Origin of the sequence: Nocardia sp. NPDC057227 (assembly GCF_042669725.1) — a bacterium.
Lineage (GTDB): Bacteria > Actinomycetota > Actinomycetes > Mycobacteriales > Mycobacteriaceae > Nocardia > Nocardia asteroides_A.
This window is the reverse complement of sequence record NZ_JBHUXA010000013.1, coordinates 26,988-49,805: the sequence shown is the minus strand read 5'-3', so window position 1 is coordinate 49,805 and position 22,818 is coordinate 26,988. Positions and strand designations below refer to the sequence as shown.

The following is a 22,818-nucleotide window of genomic DNA, read 5'->3' as shown; positions in this document are numbered from 1 at the left end:
GCGTAGCAATCCGCCCGGCAGCGGAGTTCTCAGGCTTTGCTAAGTCATTACCAATACCCTTGCTTTTCATTGCACCCCGGCCCGCAGCAGCGCCGGGGCATCGCTCCACCGCGACTGCCGGTTCGCGGTCTGCTCCCCGTCGGATTTCGTGATCGTCAACCGACCCCGGCTGTGCCCGGGTCGGCGAAGGAGAAGACATGGCAATCGAGAACGACCTGGCTCCACCCGGCCGCCCCGCGCTGCGGGAGCGGATGAATTCCGTTCTGCGCCACGACGTTCCCTCCTCCATCGTGGTGTTCCTCGTCGCGCTCCCGCTCTCGCTGGGCATCGCGGTCGCCTCCGGCGCGCCGGTGGAGGCCGGGCTCATCGCCGCGGTCATCGGCGGCATCGTGGCCGGATTCCTCGGCGGGTCGGTGTTGCAGGTCAGCGGCCCCGCGGCCGGGCTGACCGTGGTGGTCGCCGAGTCGATCAACCAATTCGGCTGGCGCACCACCTGTTTCATCGTGGTCGCCGCCGGTGTGCTGCAGATCCTCTTCGGGCTGAGCCGGGTGGCGCGCGCCGCGCTCGCGGTGGCGCCGGTGGTGGTGCACGCCATGCTGGCAGGCATCGGCCTGACCATCGCGCTGCAGCAGGTGCACGTGCTGCTCGGCGGCGCATCGCAGAGCAGCGCCTGGCGCAACATCACCCAGCTGCCGCAGCAGGTCCTGCACCTGCACGCCTGGGACGCCGCCATCGGGCTGGTCGTCGTCGCGATCATGATCGGCTGGCGCCGGGTGCCGAAGCGGCTCGCGGCCGTGCCCGGCCCGCTGGTGGCCGTCCTGGTCGCCACCGTGCTCTCCCTGGTACTGCCCACCGACGTCGAGCGGATCGTGCTGAACGGCTCGCTCTTCGACGCCATCGCGCTGCCGCGGATCCCGGACGGCGGCTGGGCCGCCGTCGCGCTCATGGTGCTCACCATCGCGCTGATCGCCAGCGTGGAGAGCCTGCTCTCCGCGGTCGCCATCGACAAGATGCACGACGGCAAACGCACCGACTTCGACCGCGAGCTGATCGGCCAGGGCGCGGCGAACGTGCTCTCCGGCCTCGCGGGCGGGCTGCCGGTGACCGGCGTCATCGTGCGCAGCGCGACCAACGTCGCCGCGGGCGCGCGCAGCCGGGCCTCGGCCATCCTGCACGGCGTCTGGCTGCTGATCTTCTCGGTGGTGCTGGCCTCGCTGGTGCAGCAGATCCCGCTCGCCGCGCTGGCCGGGCTGCTCATCGTGATCGGCATCCAGCTGGTCAAGCTCGCGCACATCAAGCTCGCCAAGCGCACCGGCGACCTGCTGATCTACGCCTCCACCATCCTCGGCGTCATCTTCCTCAACCTGCTGGAGGGGGTGCTCATCGGGCTCGCGCTCGCCTTCGCGCTGCTGCTCTGGCGGGTGGTCCGGATCCACGTGCACGCCCAGCAGGCGCCCGGCTCCGAGCAGTGGGTGGTGCGGATCGACGGCTCCTGTACCTTCCTGGCGCTGCCGCGGCTCACCGGCGAGCTGGGCAAGGTGCCCGCCGGTGCCGACGTCACGGTGGAGATGACCGTCGACTTCCTCGATCACGCCGCCTTCGAGGCGCTGGAGGAGTGGGTGCGCCAGCAGGAGAACGGCGGCGGCTCGGTGCACTTCGTCGAGATCGGCAGCGCGCGGATGGCCGACGCCACCGCGGGGCCGCCCGCCCGCGGCATGGGCCGCGCCATCTGGGACGACCTCCTCGGGCCGTGGCGGAACGAGGGGGTGCAGGGGGACCGGGTGACCGCGGGGGTCGCGGCCTACCACCGCAGCCACGCGCACGTGGTGCGGCCGCACCTCGACGAACTGCGCGACCGGCAGGACCCGGATTCCTTCTTCCTCACCTGCGCCGATTCCCGGATCGTGCCGAACGTCATCACCAACAGCGGCCCCGGCGACCTGTTCACCGTGCGCAACGTCGGCAATCTGGTCCCGGTCTCCGGCGACCCGTCGGTGGAGGCGGCGCTGCTCTTCGCGCTGGCCGAGCTGGACGTGCGCAGCGTCGTGGTCTGCGGCCACTCGTCCTGCGGGGCGATGAAGGCGCTGCACTCCGGCGCGGCGGCCGGGCCGGAGATCGACGCCTGGCTGGCGCACGCCGCGCCCAGCCTGGAGCGGTTCCGGCGCGGCCACCCGGTCGCGCTCGCCGCCCGCGCGGCGGGCTTCGGCGAGGTCGACCAGCTCAGCATGGTGAACGTGGCCGTGCAGCTGGAGACGCTGCGCGCGCACCCGGCCGTGCTCGAGCGCGGCGCCACGGTCACCGGGCTGTTCTTCGACATCGCCAGCGCGCGGGTCGTCGAGGTGACCGTGGACGGGATCGCGCAGATCGACGAGCGCGGGCAGCGGCGGGTGCTCGAACCGGCCTGACACCGCGGTCCGCCCGGCGCCGTCCGGGCGGGCCGGGGTCGTCCGGCCCGCCGAGTGGGTTCGCCGCTGTGACCGGCCCGCCGAGTCGGCGGGCTGTGGCGGCCCGCTGAGCGGACGAGCCGCGGTGCTCGGCCCGCCGAGTGGGCGCGTTCGCGCTGCCGCGCCCGGACGGCTCGTACGCTGGGCTGGTGACCATCGAGCCGGACCCCGTCGCGCCAGCGCCGCCCGACGACTCAGCGGAGACTCGCGCCGAGCGCGAGCACAAGTACGCCTGGCGGCGCCGGATCGCGGAGCGCCGCGGAGTCGAGTTCGGCTACCGGATCCTGGTCGCGCTGGCCGGGGTCGCGGTGCTGGCGCTCGGCATCGTCGCCATCCCCTACCCGGGGCCCGGCTGGGCCCTCGTCTTCGCCGGGCTCGGCATCCTGGCCAGCGAATTCGCCTGGGCCCAGCGTGTCCTGCGGTGGCTTCGCGGGCGGTACCGGCGATTCATGGCATGGTTCTCGGCGCGCGGCCCGCTGGTGCGCGCGCTCGCGGCGCTCGGTACCTTCCTCCTCGTCGTCGCGACGCTGTGGGTGCTGAATACGTTCTCGCTGGTCGGCGGCTGGATCGGAGTGGAATGGCCATGGTTGCGCAGTCCCCTGAAGTGACGGAGACGGTCGGCGGCGCCGCGCTGCGCGATCCCGCGTGGGTCACCGCGCGGATCGCGGAGATGGGCCGGAGCTGGGGCACCGACTCCTGTCGCGCCGCGGGCACGCTGTGGTGGTGCATGGTGGCCTCGGCCCTGGTGCAGCCCGTGGTGCGGGCCTACGTCGCAGCGGCGCCGGTGCCCGCCGTCGAGCTGGACCGGATCAACTGCCCGGTGCGCGCCGACGGCGGCATCGAAACCGTGCTGCTCCCCGCCGACCCGCCCGCCGCTTCCGATCTCGCGCCCGCCGCAGCGCAACCGGGCGATACCGCGCCCGTCGCCCCCGCGTCCGCTACGCCCGCGTCCGCTACGCCCGCGTCCGCTACGCCCGCGTCCGCTACGCCCGCGCCCGCCGCACTCGCACCCGTCGCACCGGCGTCGGCCGAGCGGGCCCTCTTCCGGCGCGCGGCAAACAGCCCGGCGCCGGACACGCGCGCCGCCGCGCAGGCGCTGCGCGCCAGCCTGGCCTCGGTCATCGCCACCGTCGCCCAGGCATCGGGCGCGGGCATCCCCGCACTCTGGGCGGTGGTCGCCGACGCCATCGGCAACCGTGCCATCGATGCGGGCGCCCCCGCGATCGCCCCCACGCTGGCGCACGACGTCGGCGGCAAGCTGCCGACACCCCGCTTCCAGGAGGTCGCGGGCCGCACCTTCGTCAAGCGGATCTCCTGCTGCCTGGTCTTCGAAGCCCCCGGCTGCGCCATGTGCACCAGCTGCCCCAAGCGCCCCGCCGCCGAGCGCGAGCAGTTGCTGACGGCACTGACCACCGGGAACTGACTCCCGGCGAACCCACGGCGGCGGTGTCCGTCGGCGCACCCGCCCGGCGGTGCCGATAGCATGGCAGCGCCGGAGCACACGGGTGCCCGGCATCGACGCGGGATCCGCCCCCGAGGCGGGAAGGCCCGTGCCCGACGACGCCGAGGAGAGCTCAGCCGTGACCATCTCAGCCCCGATCAGTCCTGCCACCCACGTCCGGGTGCCTGCCGGGACGACGGCGGGTGCCGCGGTGCGCGAGGCGGGGCTGCCGACCAAGGGCCCGGACACCATCGTCGTGGTGCGCGACGCCGAAGGCCTCAAGGATCTCTCCTGGACCCCCGAGGCCGACGTCGAGGTCGAGGCGATCGCCGCGAACACCGAAACCGGCCGCAGCGTGATCCGGCACTCCGCCGCACACGTGCTGGCCCAGGCGGTGCAGCAGGAGTTCCCCGAGGCCAAGCTCGGCATCGGCCCGCCGATCAAGGACGGCTTCTACTACGACTTCCGGGTCGACCGGCCGTTCACCCCGGAGGACCTGGCCAAGCTGGAATCCCGGATGAAGAAGATCGTGAAGGGCGCCCAGCGCTTCGCCCGCCGCGTGGTCGACGTCGAGGAGGCCAGGGTCGAGCTGGCGAACGAGCCGTTCAAGCTGGAGCTGATCTCCGACAAGTCCGGCATCGACGACCCCGAGGTGATGGAGGTCGGCGGCAAGGAACTCACCATCTACGACAACCTGGACCCGCGCTCCGGCGAGCGGCTCTGGGGCGATCTCTGTCGCGGCCCGCACATCCCGACCACCAAGTTCATCCCGGCCTTCAAGCTCACCCGCAGCTCCGCCGCCTACTGGCGCGGCGACCAGAGCCGCGAGGGGCTGCAGCGCGTCTACGGCACCGCGTGGGAATCGCCGGAGGCGCTGGAGCAGCACCTGCACCTGCTCGCCGAGGCCGAGCGGCGCGACCACCGCAAGCTCGGGCTCGAGCTCGACCTCTTCAGCTTCCCGGACGAGCTCGGCTCCGGGCTGCCGGTCTTCCACCCGAAGGGCGGGATCATCCGCAAGGAGCTGGAGGAGTACTCGCGGGCTCGGCACGTCGCGGCCGGGTACGAGTTCGTGAACACCCCGCACGTCACCAAGGGGCACCTGTTCGAGGTCTCCGGCCACCTGGACTGGTACCGCGACGGCATGTTCCCGCCCATGCAGCTGGACGCCGAATACAACGAGGACGGCACCGTCCGCAAGCCCGGCCAGGACTACTACGTCAAGCCGATGAACTGCCCGATGCACAACCTGATCTTCCGCTCCCGCGGCCGCTCGTACCGCGAGCTCCCGCTGCGGCTCTTCGAGTTCGGGTCGGTGTACCGGTACGAGAAGTCCGGCGTGATCCACGGCCTCACCCGGGTGCGCGGCATGACCCAGGACGACGCGCACATCTACTGCACCAAGGAGCAGATGCACGCCGAGCTCACCAGCACGCTGCAGTTCGTGCTCGGGCTGCTCGCCGACTACGGCCTGGACGACTTCTACCTGGAGCTCTCCACCAAGGACCCGGTGAAGTTCGTCGGCTCGGACGAGATCTGGGAGGAGGCCACCGAGACGCTCGCCAAGGTCGCCGCGGCCTCCGGGCTCGACCTGGTGCCCGACCCGGGCGGCGCCGCCTTCTACGGCCCGAAGATCTCGGTGCAGGCGAAGGACGCGCTCGGCCGCACCTGGCAGATGTCGACCATCCAGCTCGACTTCAACCTGCCCGAGCGGTTCCAGCTGGAGTACACCGCGGCCGACGGCAGCAAGCAGCGGCCGGTGATGATCCACCGCGCGCTCTTCGGCTCGATCGAGCGGTTCTTCGGCGTGCTCACCGAGCACTACGCCGGCGCCTTCCCGGCCTGGCTGGCGCCGGTGCAGGTGGTCGGCATCCCGGTGGCGGACGCCTTCGCCGAGCACCTGGACGTGGTGGTCGAGCGGCTGCGCGACGCCGGGATCAGGGCCCAGGTGGACCGCACCGACGACCGGATGCAGAAGAAGATCTTCAACCACACCGCGCAGAAGGTGCCGTTCATGCTGCTGGCGGGGGAGCGCGACGTCACCGCGGGCGCGGTGAGCTTCCGCTTCCGCGACGGCAGCCAGGTGAACGGGGTCCCGGTGGACGACGCCGTCGCCACCATCCTCGCCTGGATCGCCGCGCGCGAGAACGCGTCGCCGTCGGCGGACGAATTCGAGGTCCGGAAGGCGGGGGCATGACGGAGGAGTTCGTGGTTCGCGGGGCGGGGGAGCCGGATCGGCTCCAGCGGCTGTGGACCCCGTACCGCATGTCCTACATCGCGGAGGCCGCCACGGCGGAGCCGAAGGTGGGCTCCACAGGCCACCCCTTCACCGACATCCCGCTGATGACCGACGAGGACGGCCTGGTCATCGCGCGCGGCGAACTGGTGTACGCGGTGCTGAACCTGTACCCGTACAACCCCGGCCACCTCATGGTGGTGCCGTACCGCAGGGTCGCCAAGCTGGAGGACCTCACCGACGCGGAGGCCGCCGAGCTCATGGCCTTCACCCAGGAGGCGATCCGCACGATGAAGCGGGTCTCCTCCCCGCACGGCTTCAACGTCGGGCTGAACCTGGGCGGGGTCGCGGGCGGTTCGCTCGCCGACCACCTGCACCAGCACGTCGTCCCGCGCTGGGGCGGCGACGCCAACTTCATCACCGTCATCGGCGGCGCCAAAGTAATGCCGCAGCTGCTGCGCGACACCAGGGCGCTGCTCGCCGACGCCTGGAAGAACCCCGAGCCCGCCGCGAAGGATGTCGAGTGAGGTGCTGAGCTTCTTCGGCCGCGCGACCTTCGCCAAGGCCACCGCCCCGCTCGGCCGCGCCCTGGTGAGCACCGGGCTCACCCCCGACGCGGTGACGCTGATCGGGACCGCGGCCACCATCGCGGCGGCGGTCACGCTCTTCCCGGCCGGGCACCTGTTCTGGGGCACCATCGTGATCTGGCTGTTCGTCATGTTCGACATGCTGGACGGCGCCATGGCCAGGGCGCGCGGCGGCGGCACCAGGTACGGGGCGGTGCTCGACGCCACCTGCGACCGGGTCGCCGACGGCGCCATCTTCGGCGGGCTGGCCTGGTGGGCGGTGTTCCACGAGAACAGCAGGCTGCTGTTCGCCGCGACGCTCGTGGTGCTGGTGACCTCGCAGGTCATCTCCTACGCCAAGGCGCGCGCCGAGGCGAGCGGGCTCTCCGCCGACGGCGGGCTGATCGAGCGGCCGGACCGGTTGATCATCGTGCTGGTCGGCGCCGGGCTCACCGGGATGGCCGGGTACTGGGGCATCGAGTGGCTCACGTGGGCGGTGCACGTCGCCATGTGGATCCTCGCCGTGCTCAGCATCGTCACGGTGTTCCAGCGGGTGCTCGCGGTGCGCAACTCACCCGGCGCCCGCGACCTGCTCCCGCCCGCCGCGCCCGCGCCGGAAGCCGCATGAGTTTCGGCGAGCGGGCGGCCGCGCTCGGGTACGCGGCGGGCTGGCGTATTGTCCGCGCCCTGCCGGAGGGCGTGGCGCGCAGCGCCTTTCGTATCGGCGCCGACCGCGGCGCCCGCGACGGCGGCCCGGACCAGCTGCGCCGCAACCTCGCCCGCGTCCTCGGCGTCGCCCCGGACGCGGTCCCGGACACGCTGATCCGCGACTCCCTCCGCTCCTACGCCCGCTACTGGCGCGAGGCCTTCCGGCTCCCGACCATGGACCACGCCGCACTCGGCCGCTCCCCGCTGCTCCCGGTCGCCGGCCGCGAGCACATCGACGCCGCGCTGGCCCGCGGCAAGGGCCTGCTGCTGGTCCTCCCGCACACCGGCAACTGGGACATGGCCGGAGTCTGGCTGGTGCAGAACTACGGCGGCCTCTCGACCGTCATGGAGCGGCTGAAGCCGGAATCCCTCTTCGAGCGGTTCGTGGCCTACCGCGAGCGCCTCGGCTTCGAGATCTTCCCGCTCACCGGCGGCGAACAGCCGCCTTTCACCACCCTCGCCGCCCGCCTGCGGGCCAACGGCATCGTCTGCCTACTCGGCGAGCGCGACCTCACCGGCCGCGGCGTCCCGGTCACCTTCTTCGGCGAGCGCACCTGGATGCCGGGCGGCCCCGCCGCGCTCGCCGCCGAGACCGGCGCCGCGCTGCTCCCCGTGCACCTCTGGTTCCGCGAGACCGAGGACGGCACCGAGGCATGGGGGCTGCGCGTCGGCGCCGCCATCGACACCGAGGCAGGCGTCGCCGCCGCCACCCAGGCCCTCGCCGACTCCTTCGCCACCGGCATCGCCGAGCACCCCGCCGACTGGCACATGCTGCAGCCGCTCTGGGAGGGCGACCTCTCCGACCGCAGGCGCGCGCTGATCGAGGCCGCGCAGGCGGGCAAGCGGCAGGGCGAGGCGGGCGGATGAAGATCGGCATGGTCTGCCCGTACTCGTTCGACGTCCCGGGCGGCGTGCAGGCGCACGTCGTCGAGCTGGCCAGGGTGCTGATCGAGCGCGGCCACCGGGTGAGCGTGCTCGCCCCCGCCGCCGACGAGACCGAGCTGCCCGACTTCGTGGTCTCGGCGGGCCGCGCCGTCGCCATCCCGTACAACGGCTCGGTCGCCCGGCTCGCCTTCGGCCCGATGGCCTACACCCGGATCCGGCGCTGGATCGAGACCGGCGACTTCGACGTGCTGCACATCCACGAGCCGAACGCGCCGAGCCTCTCCATGCTCGCACTGAAGATCGCCGAGGGGCCGATCGTCGCCACCTTCCACACCTCCACCACGAAATCGCTGGTCCTCAGCACTTTTCAGGGTGTGCTCCGGCCCTACCACGAGAAGATCACCGGCCGGATCGCCGTCTCCGAGCTGGCTCGGCGCTGGCAGGTGGAGGCGCTCGGCTCGGACGCGGTGGAGATCCCGAACGGGGTCGACGTGCAGGCCTTCGCCCGCGCGCCGATGCTGCCCTGCTACCCGCGCCCCGGCGGCACCGTGCTCTTCCTCGGCCGCTACGACGAGCCGCGCAAGGGTATGGCCGTGCTGCTCGCCGCGCTCCCAGCCCTGGTGGCCAACCACCCCGACGTGCGGATCCTGGTGGTCGGGCGCGGTGACGAGGAGCGGCTGCGCCGCGAGGCCGGGCCGCACGCCGACCGGCTGCACTGCCTGGGCCAGGTCTCGGATGTCGAGAAGGCCGCCGCCATGCGCAGCGCCGACGTCTACGTCGCGCCGAACCTGGGCGGCGAGAGCTTCGGCATCATCCTGATCGAGGCCATGGCCGCGGGCACCGCGGTGGTCGCCAGCGAACTGGACGCCTTCCGCCGGGTGCTGCGCGACGGCGCCGCAGGCGTGCTCGTCCCGATCGGCGACGCCGCCGCGCTCGCCACCGCGCTCGGCGACCTGCTCGCCGACGCCGGTCGCCGCGACGAGCTCGTGCGGACCGCGACCAGGGTGGTCGGCGAGTACGACTGGCCGGTGGTGGCCGAGCAGATCCTGCGGGTCTACGAGACCGTCACCGTCGGCGACGAGGGCGTGCGGGCCGCCGGATGATCACCTTCTCCGCCACCACGGTCCTGGTCCTCGCCGTCATCGGGGCCGCCCTGGCCGCGCTGGCGCTCTGGGCCTACGCCACCGCCAACCGGCTGGACCGGCTGCACGTGCGCAACGACCAGTCGTGGGCCGCACTGGAATCCGCGCTGGCCCGCAGAGCGGTGGTCGCGCGGGCGGTGGCGCTCGCCATCGCGGGCCCGGTCTCCGACCCGGCCCGCACCGAGCAGGCGCGCAGGCTCACCGCGCTGGCCGGCCGCGCCGAACGCGCCGAACGCGGGGAGCGGGAGGTGGCGGAGAACCGGCTCGGCGCCGCGCTCGCCGCCGTCGACATCGAGCACCTGCGCCCGCAGCTCATCTCCGAACTCGCCGACGCCGAGGCCAGGGTGCTGATCGCCCGCCGCTTCCACAACGACGCCGTGCGCGACACCCTCGCGCTGCGCACCAGGCGGCCCGTGCGCTGGCTGCACCTCGGCGGCACCGCGCCGCACCCCACCTACTTCGAGATCCCCGAGCGCACCACGCCTGCCGCGTCGACGGGGCTCGCCGTCGACACCAGCCGCACCTCCGCCCGGGTGGTGCTGCTCGACCACTCCGGCCGGGTGCTGCTCATGCGCGGCTCCGACCCGAAGACCCCGGAGACCGCCTTCTGGTTCACCATCGGCGGCGGCGTCGAGCCGGGGGAGACGCTGCGCCAGGCCGCCGTGCGCGAGCTGCACGAGGAGACCGGGCAGATCGCCGACCCCGCCGCGCTGCGCGGCCCGATCTGGCGCCGGGTCGCGGTCTTCCCGTTCGACGGCGAGCTCATCCGCGCCGAAGAACTCTTCTTCGTGCTCCGGGTGCCCGCCTTCGCACCGAACCCGGCCTCGCCCACCTTCGTCGAGCGCCGCTCGATCTCCGGCAACAAGTGGTGCGCCCCCGACGACATCGTGGCACTGGACCGCTCCGGCGAGACCGTCTACCCGTACCAGTTGGACGAGTTGCTCGCCGAGGCATCGGCCGTCGCCGACGGCGGGGACGAGCCCGAGGTGCGCTCGATCCGCTGAAACATACCTGTGATCTGCTGCACAATCGGGGGGCAGTGGGGTGCCCGGCTCCCAGGGTCGGGTACCCCTGAACGGACGCGCGTCATTCGGGGGCGCGCAGAGGTGGAGGTAGCACATGTCGTATCTGCTGTTCGATTTCCTGACGCCGCTGATCGGCCCGGCCGCCGCGACGTACTGGGCCGAACTGCTGGTCGTCGCTCCGCTGTAACGGTCGTCACGATCGCGGCGGGGTTGCTGTAAGTGTCGGTCCGGTACCAGACCAGTGGTGCCGGACTGGCTATCAAGTGGCCTGCCTGGCACGCCTAGAATCGGGAGCGTCCCCCCGATCGATTGGCGCACATGACCCAGGAGTTTGCCGTGACCACCCCCGAACCCACCCCGACCACCGGTACCGCCCGCGTCAAGCGCGGCATGGCCGAGATGCTCAAGGGCGGGGTGATCATGGACGTCGTCACCCCCGACCAGGCGAAGATCGCCGAGGACGCGGGCGCCGTCGCGGTGATGGCGCTGGAGCGGGTCCCCGCCGACATTCGCGCGCAGGGCGGCGTCTCCCGGATGAGCGACCCCGACATGGTCGAGGGCATCATCGCCGCCGTCTCCATCCCGGTGATGGCCAAGGCCAGGATCGGCCACTTCGTGGAGGCGCAGATCCTGCAGAGCCTCGGCGTCGACTACATCGACGAGTCCGAGGTGCTCACCCCCGCCGACTACGCCAACCACATCGACAAGTGGAAGTTCACCATCCCCTTCGTCTGCGGCGCCACCAACCTCGGCGAGGCGCTGCGCCGGATCACCGAGGGCGCGGCCATGATCCGCTCCAAGGGCGAGGCCGGAACCGGTGACGTCTCCAACGCCACCACCCACATGCGCAAGATCCGCCAGGAACTCCGCCGCCTCTCCTCCCTCCCCGAGGACGAGCTGTTCGTCGCCGCCAAGGAACTCCAGGCCCCCTACGAGCTGGTCCGCGAGGTAGCCGAGACCGGCAAGCTCCCGGTCGTGCTCTTCACCGCCGGCGGCATCGCCACCCCCGCCGACGCCGCCATGATGATGCAGCTCGGCGCCGAAGGCGTCTTCGTCGGCTCCGGGATCTTCAAGTCCGGCAACCCCGCTCAGCGTGCCGAGGCGATCGTCAAGGCGACCACGTTCTACGACGATCCCGACGTGCTGGCCAAGGTATCGCGCGGGCTGGGCGAGGCCATGGTCGGCATCAACGTCGAGGAGATCCCCGAGCCCCACCGCCTCGCCGAGCGCGGTTGGTAGAGGCAACTGATCGGGTAACTCTCAAGCTGAGTGAACGATGAGGATCGTGTCATCTGTACCGAGCCGTCGCCCGGGGCGCATCGCCTCGGGCGATACCCGTTCCGCCACGAGGTCGAAAGCGATCGAATCATCGGGGTAGCGCGACCGTTTTGGATTGGGATCGGGGCATCGTGTGTGGTTTGATGTTGACGAAACCACACTGCACCTCGATCGATCCGGCATTGTAGAAGGGCCCGCGTTCGGAGGAGAGTGCAGTGGATCTAGCAGCCATCGTGAACCGTGGCGGAGTAGTCGTTCGACAGAACGATGCTACCGATCAACTGCGTCGCTGCGCTGAGGCGCTGATCTACGCAGTGTCGACCTATGACGGGTTTGGCGTTGTACCGGCGAGCCCACAGGCCGAGCGTGTCCTCGGCGCCGCGATGATGCTGGCTTCGACGGTGCACGGGGTCAGCACGGGACCCGCAGTTGTTTTCGACGTTAACTACGCCAGCGGAACTTTGATCGCACGCGCTGCGCGTCGCCTTCGGGATCGTGGCAACGATTCGCAGCTTGTTGGACTCGTCCTGAACCCACTGGTGGATTCAAACAGTGAGGTTTGCATCGCTGAACTCGACTATGTGCATGTTGGGTTCAAAACCGACTTCTTCACGGCAGCAACGCCAGTGCAGCATAGACAGCATCGCGATACGGGGTCGATAGCACTTTCGCAGCAGACTCCAGATCAGCCTTCTTCTTACCCGTGAGCGAAGCGAGTCCCTGGGCATCCTTAGCCTCTACGCGGACGCTTCCAACCTCATGGAGGACGAACAACAGCGCGCCCTCGGCATGAGCTCTCTGGAACAATGCCCGATTGCGGCGCGGAACGGGTGAAGCACCAGCAGTCTTGATGGCAGCGGCTTCGAACGTCATGCCGGGAAGTCGCCCCTGGAGTAACCGGGCGAGATTGACTGCCTGAGTACTTGGCTCGGTTTCTGCCGTCTTGAGGGTGAAGCCGTCGACGAGTTCTGGCTCGGAGGCACGCAGTTCAACGACAGCGACATGAACCTTCGGGTGCCCGCCCGACGGTTCCACGGAGACTCCCAACGTGCGCATGTGCTAGAGATTAACCTCTACCTTGTGAATCTGTCGGAACTTCCCTCAGGTACGACGATCAATGACCGTTATGAACTGAAGCGCAACCTCGGTGGCGGCGCAGAGGGCTCGGTCTACGGGGCTCATGACCGCCACCTCGACATCCAGGTGGCGGTCAAATTGCTCAACCCAGCCCGAACGGGTGACGGGGAAGCCTGGCGTGAGGCTCAGTTGCTAGAGCAACTCAAGTCGAGGTTTCTGCTCCCTGTCTTGAATGCCGATGTCGTGATCGAGAGTGACATCCGATTCATCGTGACACCGGTCATGGAAGGTGGAGACCTAGAGGCGTTTGCAGCGCCGTGTGGACTACCTGCGTCGAAGGTGGCTCTCCTGGTGGAGCAGATTGCTTCAGGGCTCGAGCGTATCCATCTAGCCGGGATGGTTCATCGCGACATCAAACCAGGCAATGTTCTGCGAGGAGCCGATGCGGCCGTCTTGGGCGATCTTGGCTTCTGCCACCTACTCGACGGTCATGGAACAGCGCCAGCGAACGGAACCTTCTGCACTGTGGCCCCCGAGATTGTCCGAAGTGAAAGCAGGTGTTCCAAGCAGACGGACATCTACTCGCTGGCCGTGACTGCTTTCTATCTCCTTAGCGGGGAGTACCCGATCGACCACCGGGTGTCGAAAGTAGCGCAACGTGACGCAATCCTCGCTGGGGCGACGCGGGAACTCCGCAGCATTGCCCCGCATGTGACGAGAGCTATTGGAACGGTCGTGCGAAAATCTCTTAGCAGTGACCCCAGCCAGCGGCACGCGAGTGCTACCGCCTTTGGCAACGCTCTCGCGGTCGCAGCTCGGGCAGGTCGCGATTGGCAGCGTGTTGGACACGCAGACCACCTTCATTGCATCCACGGCGCCCGATATGCCAATCGCGGAGAGGTTCAAGTCTGCTCTGTGCAGATCGACGAACGTTCAGTAAGGGTCACGTCTCGCTTGGTTGGCAGCGGTCGTCAGGTGCCTGGCTGTCCAGACCTTTGCGTCAGACCAGCGGACCTGACTTCGACGTTACAGCGCTTGACCGCCGACTTTGATCGCTGATGCAGCCCTGTGCTGATCCCTTGACGGGGCATGCCGGGCGGTGGCGATCTTTGTTCAAGAACCGCCATGCCTCGGCTTGGTCCGGCACTGTCCTTACTGGAGGTTGGACGGCGCTTGGCGCCACGCGGACGGGAAATGCATTGCACTCAGGGCAGTGCAATCGGCTTGGAGCACGATCAGTGGTGAGGCCGTGCTTGATATGAGGTCTCGCCGGGGGGACGCCGACCGGGTGCATACCTCCGGGATGGCCGCGCACCAGGCCCCGAGCCGCCCCGCTCCGCTGAGCGCGTTTGGTGATCTTTCTTTTGACTTGCGCCCGGTACCTCTCGGAGGTACCGGGCGTCGGCCGGTGATGTCTGCTCACGTCTTCGGTCCGGCACTCCGTGCTCGGTAGTGCCCTGGCGTGGGCACACGCAGGGAGCGCTGTTCGACGGCTGTGATCAGATCGCGGTAGTCGTCGACTAGTTGTGCCAGCCGATACCACGCGGCGTGCACTTGCGGCGCCGCCACGTCATCGACGGTCATCAACAGGTGGTAGGCGCGTACCTGTGCTTGTGCTATCCGGTCGATCACCGTTCCCAGCGTCTCCGTGTGCAGGACCGCGTCGGGGTGCGGGATCGGCAGGTGCTGCCTCGCCCACGTATCGACCTCACGGATGAGTCGGTCTCGGCGATCGTGGCATTCGCACTCCCGGCCGGAGAGCGCCCTGTGATGTACCTGCCCGAACTCGTAGGCCAACTGCGCAAGCCGGTGGTTGCCAACGTGATGCCCGCGGATCGCCGACAGCATCGCTTCGCCGGAAAGCGGCGTTCCGGTTGCCGGACGACTGCTGCGGAACATCAGTCCGCCCGTCCCCACCAGAATTGCTCCGGTGTGGTGGACGGGTGCGTGAACGCCCGCTGTCCGGAGCAGTCCATCAGCGCCAACCCGACCAATTCCAGCAGCGTCAAGCCCAGCGTGGCTGCGCAGCCGTGCAGTTCGTCTACTTGTTCGGCGACTCGCAGGGCAGCGCGCGCCTGATCGGTGGACAGCGTTCGGCCGGGTAGGTAGCTCACAACCCACCGGTCCTGCCCGACGCTTCGGGCCAGATGGCGTTGCTCGAGCCTGGTATTCAAGGCGCGCGAGGTGGATCGACGGCTTCGAGCCGACATTGTGTGCCTCTCGGTCCGGGCCGCCGAGTTTGCGGCGGTGGTGGAGTGCCGTCTTCAGGGCGCGACCCATTTCCAGGGCCGCGGTCCGCGTTCGCCGCGGATACATGTGAGGCGGTAGTCCGCCTGCGCCCGCGCATGGTCGCCTGCGCTCGCATGCCGTAGTGCGAACAGACATAACTCCAGGGAGCGAACGTCACGGAGAACGGCGTAGCCGGACCATTCGGTGACATCGGCACCGTAGGCATCGCGGAATGCGTGCCATCGGGACGGTGGATCGGACAGGGTGTCGGATTGAAACGCGACGGTTGTTTGATCCCACTCGGGTGGACCGATGCAGCAGCGTTCCAGATCGACCACATGGCCACCGTGCGCTGCGGCCACGGTGTTGTGCGGGCTCGGGTCCCCGTGGATGACGCACCACGGAGTGGGCCAGTCGATTTCTTTCCACCGCTGTGCCAGTTCGGCCGCATGTCCGGTCAGCCACGACCTGCCCTCCTCGTCGACCGCAGCGCGGGCGATCTGATCCGCGAAGTCCGGGAGCGCGAAGCGAGCGAGTCCCAGGTGGGAGGGGATCCGCAGGCGGTGCAGCGTGCGTAACAGCGCGGCGGTCTCGGCGGCCTCGACGGGTCCTCCGCCGCCCAGGTCTTCCCAGAAGGTCACCGGCCGCCCCGCGACGACCACGGGATCGGGAACGAGCGGTTCGGGCGCCCGTATTCCGTGGGAACGGAGCCAATCCGCTGCCCGCAGCTCCCGGACTGCGGTCTCCAACTGACCACGCCGGAGCACACGGATCACGGTGCGATCCTCGGTGCGCAGCATCGCGTTGTCTCGCAATCGGATCGCGGTGATCCGTCGCGCGGGGACGTCGGCCGACGCGCACGCCCGCCGTGCCAGTTCGAGGAAATCGACGCTGGTCACGATGGCCTCGCTTGCGGTCTCGCCCAGGAAGCCAAGGCGGCGGCGGTCTCGAACAATCCGGCCGAGTTCGCACCCTTGAACAGGACCACCTCCCGGCCTCGCAGCAGCGAGGTGAGTACCTCGAATGCCTCATCGCGAGTGGCGACAAGGGTGGCCCGTGCGGCACCGGCCTCGCGTGCGGCCGCTGCCAGCGTTTGCGCATGCTCGGAACCGACCGCGATTAACTCGCCGATACCCAGCTCGGCCACCTGTCGCCCGACCCGGCGATGGACCTCGGCAGCGGTGTCCCCGAGTTCGCGCATCTCACCGAGGACGGCCACCGAGGGACGACCGTCGGCGCAGAGCGCGGCGAGCGATTCCAGTGCCGCCGCCACGCTCTCCGGACTTGCATTGAACGCGTCGTTGACAATGGTGACGCCGTCCTCGCGCTCGCGCACCTCCATCCGGCTGCCCGAGAGCAATCCGACCTGCCCCAACGTCTCGGCCACGGTCGAGAACGGCACCCCGGCGCTCAACGCGAGTGCGGCAGCGGCCAGAGCGTTGGTGAGGTGGTGTCTGCCCACCACCCGCAGCCGCACCGGCGCGTGCTCCGATCCATGGCACAGCACGAAACAAGCGCGAGCGTGGGTGTCGACCGTGACCTCCTCTGCTCGGACATGGGCTTCGGAATCGGTGCCGAACCACACCACTCGCGCGGTCGTGTACTCGGCCATTGACCGGACGAGCGGATCATCGATATTGAGGACCGCCGTGCCGGTGGCATCGAGCGCCTGGACCAGTTCGCGCTTCGCCGTCGCGATGGCTTCCCGGCTGCCGAACTCACCCATGTGAGCTGAACCGACTCCCAGCACTGCGGCGATCGTCGGCCGGGCGATACCGGCGAGGTGACTGATGTGGCCCGCACCGCGAGCGCCCATTTCCACGACCAGGAAATCGCTGTCGTCCTGCACCCGCAGCACCGTGTGCGGGAATCCGATCTCGTTGTTGAAGGATCGTTCGGTGGCGACCACCGTGCCCGATCGCGCGAGGATCTGGGTGAGCAGATCCTTCGTGCTCGTCTTGCCCGCCGATCCGGTGATCGCGAGCACCGTGCCCTGATAGCGACCGGCGACCGCTCGCGCCAGATCGCTCATCGCGGTCACGACATCGTCCACGAGCACCGATCCGACACCGGTCGCCCGGGTGGCCAGCACCGCTACGGCACCCGAAGCCACGGCCTGGTGAACGAAATCGTGGCCGTCGGCGCGCGCACCGCTGAGGCAGGCGAACAAGCCGCCCTCGGCGACAGCGCGAGAGTCGAACGCCGTGGGCCCGGTAACCAGGCGTCCGGCATCGTCGACACCGTCGAGGACCCCGCCGGTAGCTTCGGCGACCTCGGCGAGAGTCATCGGGATCATCGGGAACCAACTCCTTCTTGAATACTGCGGCAGTACCGCTGATCGGCCACGATCATGCTCCTTTCTCGTTATCTGATGGGATACGCACCATCCATGTCATCGGTGAATTCGTGTGTGAGCACAGTGATCACACGGAGTGCTCACAAAGCCTCACCGGTCGGAATCGGTGGCCTATCGTGGACGGCGACAACTGAGAATCGTTGAGAGCTGGGTGGGGATCATGCTCGAAACTGAACGGCCGACATTGGGTGCGATGCTGGCGAGAGCCCGCCGCGACGCGGGGATGACCCAGGCTGCCGTGGCCAGGCAATGCCGAGTCGACCGCTCCTACATCGCGCATGTCGAAGCCGGGCGATCGGTCCCCGACCGCCGTTTCTGGATCGCCGTCGACGCGGCGGTGCGAGCGGGTGGAGGGTTGGTGACCGCCTTCGACACCCGCACCACGGTCACCCCGGCTGCTCCGGCCGCCGCCGTCGACATGCACCAGCTGCCCCTCGACCTGAAGGCATGGATCGATATGAACCGACGTGAACTGCTAGCTTTCCTCGGCGCGGCCGGGACTTTGCCCGCTGCCGCAGTACTCGCCGGGCTCGACGACGCAGCACGGAGCCGCCTCGGGTACGCCCTCGGCGGCAAGGTCGATCGAGCCGCCATCGAGCAACTCGAAGCCGTCACAGAGGTCACCGCGCAGCAGTACGAGTCGTTCGGTCCACGCGCGGTGGCCGCGATTCGGCGCGGCCAAGCCGAGCTGGTGGAGACTCTGCTGCCGGATTGTCCCGCCGCGCTCAAATCCCGCCTGTACGCCGTGCGGGCATCGTTGGCGCGGGTGATCGGCTGGCAGGCGTACGACGCCGGTGACATGCGCGCGGCGATGGCCCATTATGAGGTAGCGCGTTCTGCGGCGGACGATGCCGCCGATCCGGCGCTGACCGCGCTGGTGCTGTGCAACGCCTCCCTTGCGGCCACCCGCGACGGCCGCCCTGGACTCGGCGTCGATCACGCCGCCGCCGCCCGCTGGTGGGCCACCCGGGCGCAGAACCAGCTGCTCACCGCGTATGCGCTGGATATGGCTGCCGAGGCGCACGCCGAACGCGGGGAGGCACGCGAGTGCCGCAGCGCGCTCGACGAAGCCGACGACCTCATCGGCAGCGCCGAGCCCACCCTGCCGACCTACGTCTTCGACGCGGCTATCCACTACGGCTTTCGCTCGGAGTGCCTGGTCGGACTGGGCGACCGCCGACCTGCCGTCACCGCGGTGCGTCGTTGCGTCGAGCTGATCGATCCGGCCTATGCCCTCTCCCGAGGATTCGCGGATATCGGACTCGCCGCCGCGCTCGCGCACTCGGGAGAGATCGAGGAATCCGCGCGGATCACCCGCGCGACCAGTGCTGTCGCTACTGCCTACGGCTCACCTCGCCTTGCGTCGGAGGTCAAGGGAACACGACGCACCCTCGCGGCCGTCGCGCCGGACGCAACGGCCGTACGGGACCTGGAGGAGTATTTCGCCACCACGTTGGAGCCCTGCCGGAGCTAGGGACGCTCCACGGGCGCGGCCTCGTCGAGCCACTCCGGGGCGGTGCTGCCGAGCCCGGCGGCGATAGCCGTCGCGGTCTCCTTCCAGGAGGTCAGCTCGGCGATCATCGCATGCGGTTGGTCGGCGGACTTGTGGGCGGCTTCGACGAGGTCCTGTGCGCAGGCTGCTCGGTCCGCAGGCGAGAGGGCGAGCATCCACGGGAATGCCTCGGCTATGAGCTGCGCGGCGAACTCCATGGAAGCAGGATATTCGGAGGTTGGGTGCGTACCGGCCTCGCGCTTCGGGATCAGTCCGAGATGCGAAGCGCGGGCTTGCTGGGGTGGTCCCAGCGGACCACGAAGTCGGGCTCCTCCGGGTAGTCGGTGGCGTGGGCGAGCAGGGCGGGGACGGTCCAGCGCTGATCCTCCGGGGTGCGGCGGAGCAGGGCGGGCTCGGTCAGCTCGAGGCGGACGGTGTGGTCGAAGGCGAGGCCGCGGCCGAGGAGCATGGGGCCGGACACGATGAGGACGGTGCCGGCCGAGGCGTCGCGGAGAGCCGCACGGGCGGAGCGGTCGGCGGCCTCGTCCCAGAGCGCGGGGAGATAGCGGCCGCGTTCGCGGAGGGCGCGCAGGACCTCGCGGTCCAGCGCCGCGTAGTCGAACCAGGCGTCGCGGTAGGAGTCGACATCGTCGCGGCCGTACTCCAGCCGCAGGGAGGCGGGGCGCACGTAGCCGTGCAGTGGGACGGAGGCCGCGTCTCGGCCGACGTCGCGCAGATGCGAAACAAGCTCAGCGGCAAGAGATTCCGGTTCGGCGGCGTCGGCACCGTCCACGGCGACGACGGCGCGGCCCGCACGGGCGAGCACCTGCTCGGCGATCCGGGCGACGAGCTCACCGGGGCCGATCGGTTCGTAGCGAGGCACGGCTCCATCTCAGCAAACGGCTGCGCGGCAGGTCCGCCGGGTGCCGCCGACCCCACCGACCGGCCGGGATACTCTCAGCTCATGGCGACAATCGAAGAGGCACTGGAGATCGAGCGGATCGAGCGGGACATCTTCCGCGGCGCCTCGGTCAAGACGCAGCTGCCGCGCACCTTCGGCGGTCAGGTCGCCGGGCAGGCGCTGGTGTCGGCGGTGCGCACGGTCGAGCCGCGCTACCAGGTGCACTCGCTGCACGGGTACTTCCTGCGGCCGGGCAACCCGGATCAGCCCACCGTCTACCAGGTCGAGCGGATCAGGGACGGCCGCTCGTTCTGTACCCGCCGGGTCACCGCGATCCAGGAGGGGCAGGCCATCTTCACCATGTCGGCCTCGTTCCACACCGGCGACCAGGGCCCGGCGCATCAGGACGTGATGTCCGACGTGCCGACCCCGGACGAGCTGCCCGACGTCGCCACCACGCTCAGCGAGGAGAGCCTGTGGCTCATGCGCGAGTGGGAGCACTGGGACATCCGGATCGTGCCGCGGGACCGGGTCACGGCCAGGCCGGGTGTGGTGTCGCCGCAGCAGGTGTGGTTCCGCTACCGGCATCCGCTCTCGGACGACCCGCTGCTGCACGTCTGCACCCTCGCCTACATGAGCGATATGACGCTGCTCGGCTCCTCCAAGGTGACGCACCCGGACGAGCCCACCCAGGGTGCCTCGCTGGACCACGCCATGTGGTTCCTGCGCCCCTTCCGCGCCGACGACTGGCTGCTCTACGACCAGTCCTCGCCGTCGGCGGGGTTCGGCCGCGCGCTCACCGGCGGCAAGATCTTCGACCGGGAGGGCAGGTTGGTGGCCGCCGTGGTGCAGGAGGGGCTGATCCGCACCCTCAGGGACAAGCAGTGACCGATCGGCCCCTCGTCGGCGTGCTCGCCCTGCAGGGCGATGTCCGCGAGCACATCGTCGCGCTGGAGAAGTGCGGCGCCACCCCGACCCTGGTCCGCCGGGCGTCGGAGCTCGCCGCGGTGGACGGCCTGGTCCTGCCCGGCGGCGAGTCCACCACCATCTCCAAGCTGCTGCGGACCTTCGAGCTGCTGGAGCCGCTGCGCGCCCGGCTGCGCGCCGGAATGCCCGCCTTCGGCTCCTGCGCCGGAATGATCCTGCTCGCCTCCGAGGTGCTCGACACCAGGGCCGACGCCGAGCACCTACACGGCATCGACATGACGGTGCGGCGCAACGCCTTCGGCCGCCAGGTCGACTCGTTCGAAGCCGACCTCGACTTCGCCGGGCTGGACGACGGGCCGATGCGTGCCGTCTTCATCCGCGCGCCGTGGGTCGAGCGAGTCGGTGCCGGCGTCGAGGTGCTCGCCACCGTGCCGCACGGCCCGGCCGCTGGACGGATCGTCGCGGTCAGGCAGGGGGCCGTCGTGGCGACCTCCTTCCACCCCGAGGTGACCGGCGACCTGCGGGTGCACGAACTCTTCGTGGACCTGGTGCGGCGGGCCGGAGCGAGCGCGGCGACCCCGGCCGAACCGGGCGAGTAACGTACACACGTCGAACGTGCCACCGACTCGAAGGAAGTAGGGAATGAGCGGCCACTCCAAATGGGCCACCACCAAGCACAAGAAGGCCGCGATCGATGCCAAGCGAGGCAAGCTCTTCGCGAAGCTGATCAAGAACATCGAGGTGGCGGCGCGGCAGGGTGGCGGTGACCCCGAAGGCAATCCGACGTTGTTCGACGCCATCCAGAAGGCGAAGAAGGCGTCGGTCCCGAACGACAACATCGAGCGGGCGCGCAAGCGCGGCGGCGGCGAGGAGGCGGGCGGCGCCGACTGGCAGACCATCATGTACGAGGGGTACGGGCCGAACGGGGTCGCGGTGCTCATCGAGTGCCTCACCGACAACCGCAACCGCGCCGCGGGCGAGGTCCGGGTGGCGATGACCCGCAACGGCGGCAATATGGCCGACCCGGGCTCGGTGGCGTACCTCTTCCACCGCAAAGGCGTCGTGATCCTGGAGAAGAACGACCTCTCCGAGGACGACGTGCTCACCGCCGTGCTCGACGCGGGCGCCGAGGAGGTCAACGACCTCGGTGAGGCGTTCGAGGTGATCAGCGAGCCCGGCGATCTGATCGCCGTGCGCACCGCGCTGCAGGCGGGCGGCATCGACTACGACTCCGCCGAGTCCGGCTTCCAGCCCTCGGTCTCGGTCGCGGTCGACGCCGACGGCGCGCGCAAGGTGATCAAGCTGGTGGACGCGCTGGAGGACAGCGACGACGTGCAGAACGTCTACACCAACGCCGACATCTCCGACGAGGTGCTCGCCGAGCTGGACGACTGAGTTCACCCCAGGCGCTGGAAGTACTCCTGCTGCGCGGGGAAGTAGTCGCCGAAGTCGGGGCGGTCCGCGCCGGAGCGGGCCGCCCCGAGCAGGTCGAGGTAGTACTCCCAGCCGGGGCCGATCATGCCCGGGTCGGCGCCCTCGTCCAGGTGGTGGATCAGCGCCAGCTCGGTGCCGTCGGCGGTGGGGGTGAGCACGACCTCGAGGTGCCAGGAGCCCGCCTCGTCGACCGCGCGCAGCTCCAGGCGCCGGGGCGGTTCGCAGGTCTCGATCAGCATGTCCGTCCAGGGCTCGCCCTCCTCGAACACCATCCGCACCCGGATCGCGCCGCCCGGCTCGCCCTCCCAGGGGCCGAACCAGCGCGCGGTGCGCTCGGACTCGGTCAGGTCGGCCCAGACCTCGGCGGGCGGCGCGGCGTACCGCCGGGTGAGCACCAGGTCGCGGCCGGTGGCGGTGCGGTGCAGGGTGCCGGTGGGTTCGGGAGCCACAGTGTTCCTCCGTTCGGAGCGGGTCGGCTTCGCCCGCATTGTGCCCCGCGGGTCCGACAGATCACCGGCCGCTATGCGCTCCGGCGGTCACGCGCGGCGGCGACCACGCGTGGCGGCGGCGCCGGGGGCGCGGGGCACAGCCCCGCACGACCAACCCCTGCTACCGTGTCGCCCCGCGGCGGAAACGACCGTGTGAGCTAAACTCTCGAACAATTGTTCGCCCAGAGGGAG

General features: G+C 69.9%; 23 protein-coding genes. 15 read left to right on the top strand and 8 right to left on the bottom strand.

Translation table 11 applies throughout. The annotated features are described in order from the left end of the window. Positions 1-197: 197 nt before the first annotated feature. The 10 genes from ACFUJ1_RS19315 (at position 198) to pdxS (ending at position 11,683) form a co-directional block, all read left to right on the top strand. Positions 198-2,405: a solute carrier family 23 protein gene (locus ACFUJ1_RS19315; RefSeq protein ID WP_378647405.1), complete on the top strand. Its 2,208-nt coding sequence runs from the start codon at positions 198-200 to the stop codon at positions 2,403-2,405. Between the two features lie 188 nt (positions 2,406-2,593). Further along, the gene (locus ACFUJ1_RS19310; protein WP_378647403.1) at positions 2,594-3,052 is read left to right on the top strand and encodes a TIGR02611 family protein; all 459 of its coding nucleotides are present in this window, start codon (positions 2,594-2,596) and stop codon (positions 3,050-3,052) included. Beyond that, complete coding sequence (locus tag ACFUJ1_RS19305; RefSeq protein WP_378647401.1) at positions 3,049-3,867, top strand: (2Fe-2S)-binding protein; 819 nt, start codon at positions 3,049-3,051, stop codon at positions 3,865-3,867. Before ACFUJ1_RS19310 ends, ACFUJ1_RS19305 begins: the two co-directional genes overlap by 4 nt. Before the next feature lie 157 nt (positions 3,868-4,024). Next, entirely contained in the window at positions 4,025-6,079 is a 2,055-nt protein-coding gene (gene thrS / locus ACFUJ1_RS19300) for a threonine--tRNA ligase (protein ID WP_378647399.1), read from the top strand. Beyond that, complete coding sequence (locus tag ACFUJ1_RS19295; protein ID WP_378647397.1) at positions 6,076-6,645, top strand: HIT family protein; 570 nt, start codon at positions 6,076-6,078, stop codon at positions 6,643-6,645. The genes thrS and ACFUJ1_RS19295 overlap by 4 nt, the downstream gene beginning before the upstream one ends. Before the next feature lies 1 nt (position 6,646). Further along, on the top strand, positions 6,647-7,312 hold the full coding sequence (gene pgsA / locus ACFUJ1_RS19290; protein ID WP_378647395.1) for a phosphatidylinositol phosphate synthase: 666 nt from the start codon (positions 6,647-6,649) through the stop codon (positions 7,310-7,312). Beyond that, complete coding sequence (locus tag ACFUJ1_RS19285; RefSeq protein ID WP_378647393.1) at positions 7,309-8,259, top strand: phosphatidylinositol mannoside acyltransferase; 951 nt, start codon at positions 7,309-7,311, stop codon at positions 8,257-8,259. The genes pgsA and ACFUJ1_RS19285 overlap by 4 nt, the downstream gene beginning before the upstream one ends. Beyond that, positions 8,256-9,380: a glycosyltransferase family 4 protein gene (locus ACFUJ1_RS19280; protein WP_378647391.1), complete on the top strand. Its 1,125-nt coding sequence runs from the start codon at positions 8,256-8,258 to the stop codon at positions 9,378-9,380. Before ACFUJ1_RS19285 ends, ACFUJ1_RS19280 begins: the two co-directional genes overlap by 4 nt. After that, positions 9,380-10,423 (top strand): NUDIX hydrolase, encoded by a 1,044-nt coding sequence (locus tag ACFUJ1_RS19275; protein ID WP_378647633.1) that lies wholly within the window; start codon positions 9,380-9,382, stop codon positions 10,421-10,423. The genes ACFUJ1_RS19280 and ACFUJ1_RS19275 overlap by 1 nt, the downstream gene beginning before the upstream one ends. A gap of 357 nt (positions 10,424-10,780) precedes the next feature. Then, entirely contained in the window at positions 10,781-11,683 is a 903-nt protein-coding gene (pdxS, locus tag ACFUJ1_RS19270; RefSeq protein ID WP_269821865.1) for a pyridoxal 5'-phosphate synthase lyase subunit PdxS, read from the top strand. A gap of 648 nt (positions 11,684-12,331) precedes the next feature. On the opposite strand, the gene ACFUJ1_RS19265 is transcribed toward pdxS, so the two are convergent. Then, on the bottom strand, positions 12,332-12,778 hold the full coding sequence (locus tag ACFUJ1_RS19265; RefSeq protein WP_378647389.1) for a hypothetical protein: 447 nt from the start codon (positions 12,776-12,778) through the stop codon (positions 12,332-12,334). A gap of 24 nt (positions 12,779-12,802) precedes the next feature. On the opposite strand from ACFUJ1_RS19265, the gene ACFUJ1_RS19260 reads away from it, so the two are divergent. Then, the gene (locus tag ACFUJ1_RS19260) at positions 12,803-13,858 is read left to right on the top strand and encodes a serine/threonine-protein kinase (protein ID WP_378647387.1); all 1,056 of its coding nucleotides are present in this window, start codon (positions 12,803-12,805) and stop codon (positions 13,856-13,858) included. Between the two features lie 360 nt (positions 13,859-14,218). On the opposite strand, the gene ACFUJ1_RS19255 is transcribed toward ACFUJ1_RS19260, so the two are convergent. The 4 genes from ACFUJ1_RS19255 to murF all read right to left on the bottom strand — a co-directional run bounded on the left by ACFUJ1_RS19255 (position 14,219) and on the right by murF (position 17,324). Next, complete coding sequence (locus ACFUJ1_RS19255) at positions 14,219-14,698, bottom strand: DUF4254 domain-containing protein (protein WP_378647385.1); 480 nt, start codon at positions 14,696-14,698, stop codon at positions 14,219-14,221. Further along, a complete protein-coding gene (locus ACFUJ1_RS19250) occupies positions 14,698-14,913 on the bottom strand; it encodes a hypothetical protein (RefSeq protein ID WP_378647383.1) in 216 nt (71 codons plus the stop codon). The genes ACFUJ1_RS19255 and ACFUJ1_RS19250 overlap by 1 nt, the downstream gene beginning before the upstream one ends. A gap of 150 nt (positions 14,914-15,063) precedes the next feature. Beyond that, the gene (locus tag ACFUJ1_RS19245) at positions 15,064-15,927 is read right to left on the bottom strand and encodes a phosphotransferase enzyme family protein (RefSeq protein WP_378647381.1); all 864 of its coding nucleotides are present in this window, start codon (positions 15,925-15,927) and stop codon (positions 15,064-15,066) included. Beyond that, entirely contained in the window at positions 15,924-17,324 is a 1,401-nt protein-coding gene (gene murF / locus ACFUJ1_RS19240; protein ID WP_378647379.1) for a UDP-N-acetylmuramoyl-tripeptide--D-alanyl-D-alanine ligase, read from the bottom strand. The genes ACFUJ1_RS19245 and murF overlap by 4 nt, the downstream gene beginning before the upstream one ends. Positions 17,325-17,544: 220 nt before the next feature. Here murF and ACFUJ1_RS19235 point away from each other — a divergent pair, with 220 nt between their 5' ends. Then, positions 17,545-18,858: a helix-turn-helix domain-containing protein gene (locus tag ACFUJ1_RS19235; RefSeq protein ID WP_378647377.1), complete on the top strand. Its 1,314-nt coding sequence runs from the start codon at positions 17,545-17,547 to the stop codon at positions 18,856-18,858. On the opposite strand, the gene ACFUJ1_RS19230 is transcribed toward ACFUJ1_RS19235, so the two are convergent. Further along, a complete protein-coding gene (locus ACFUJ1_RS19230; RefSeq protein WP_378647375.1) occupies positions 18,855-19,094 on the bottom strand; it encodes a hypothetical protein in 240 nt (79 codons plus the stop codon). The genes ACFUJ1_RS19235 and ACFUJ1_RS19230 overlap by 4 nt on opposite strands. A 50-nt stretch (positions 19,095-19,144) precedes the next feature. Continuing rightward, the gene (locus ACFUJ1_RS19225; protein WP_378647373.1) at positions 19,145-19,759 is read right to left on the bottom strand and encodes a hypothetical protein; all 615 of its coding nucleotides are present in this window, start codon (positions 19,757-19,759) and stop codon (positions 19,145-19,147) included. Positions 19,760-19,840: 81 nt separating this feature from the next. Between ACFUJ1_RS19225 and ACFUJ1_RS19220 the strand changes: the two genes are divergently transcribed. The 3 genes from ACFUJ1_RS19220 to ACFUJ1_RS19210 are packed head-to-tail and all read left to right on the top strand — an operon-like array spanning position 19,841 to position 22,099. Continuing rightward, the gene (locus ACFUJ1_RS19220; RefSeq protein WP_378647371.1) at positions 19,841-20,665 is read left to right on the top strand and encodes an acyl-CoA thioesterase; all 825 of its coding nucleotides are present in this window, start codon (positions 19,841-19,843) and stop codon (positions 20,663-20,665) included. Further along, positions 20,662-21,303: a pyridoxal 5'-phosphate synthase glutaminase subunit PdxT gene (gene pdxT / locus ACFUJ1_RS19215; protein WP_378647369.1), complete on the top strand. Its 642-nt coding sequence runs from the start codon at positions 20,662-20,664 to the stop codon at positions 21,301-21,303. The genes ACFUJ1_RS19220 and pdxT overlap by 4 nt, the downstream gene beginning before the upstream one ends. 43 nt (positions 21,304-21,346) lie before the next feature. Continuing rightward, positions 21,347-22,099, top strand: coding sequence for a YebC/PmpR family DNA-binding transcriptional regulator (locus tag ACFUJ1_RS19210; protein ID WP_378647367.1), 753 nt, complete (start codon positions 21,347-21,349; stop codon positions 22,097-22,099). Positions 22,100-22,101: 2 nt separating this feature from the next. On the opposite strand, the gene ACFUJ1_RS19205 is transcribed toward ACFUJ1_RS19210, so the two are convergent. Beyond that, positions 22,102-22,587: an SRPBCC family protein gene (locus ACFUJ1_RS19205; RefSeq protein ID WP_378647364.1), complete on the bottom strand. Its 486-nt coding sequence runs from the start codon at positions 22,585-22,587 to the stop codon at positions 22,102-22,104. Positions 22,588-22,818 lie beyond the last annotated feature (231 nt).

Coding starts and splice junctions, on each gene's coding strand:
- ACFUJ1_RS19315 (WP_378647405.1), top strand. CDS start 198: ATGGCAATCGAGAACGACCTGGCTCCACCCGGCCGCCCCGCGCTGCGG.
- ACFUJ1_RS19295 (WP_378647397.1), top strand. CDS start 6,076: ATGACGGAGGAGTTCGTGGTTCGCGGGGCGGGGGAGCCGGATCGGCTC.
- ACFUJ1_RS19285 (WP_378647393.1), top strand. CDS start 7,309: ATGAGTTTCGGCGAGCGGGCGGCCGCGCTCGGGTACGCGGCGGGCTGG.
- ACFUJ1_RS19280 (WP_378647391.1), top strand. CDS start 8,256: ATGAAGATCGGCATGGTCTGCCCGTACTCGTTCGACGTCCCGGGCGGC.
- ACFUJ1_RS19265 (WP_378647389.1), bottom strand. CDS start 12,778: ATGCGCACGTTGGGAGTCTCCGTGGAACCGTCGGGCGGGCACCCGAAG.
- ACFUJ1_RS19255 (WP_378647385.1), bottom strand. CDS start 14,698: ATGTTCCGCAGCAGTCGTCCGGCAACCGGAACGCCGCTTTCCGGCGAA.
- murF (WP_378647379.1), bottom strand. CDS start 17,324: ATGATCCCGATGACTCTCGCCGAGGTCGCCGAAGCTACCGGCGGGGTC.
- ACFUJ1_RS19235 (WP_378647377.1), top strand. CDS start 17,545: ATGCTCGAAACTGAACGGCCGACATTGGGTGCGATGCTGGCGAGAGCC.
- ACFUJ1_RS19230 (WP_378647375.1), bottom strand. CDS start 19,094: ATGGAGTTCGCCGCGCAGCTCATAGCCGAGGCATTCCCGTGGATGCTC.
- ACFUJ1_RS19220 (WP_378647371.1), top strand. CDS start 19,841: ATGGCGACAATCGAAGAGGCACTGGAGATCGAGCGGATCGAGCGGGAC.
- ACFUJ1_RS19210 (WP_378647367.1), top strand. CDS start 21,347: ATGAGCGGCCACTCCAAATGGGCCACCACCAAGCACAAGAAGGCCGCG.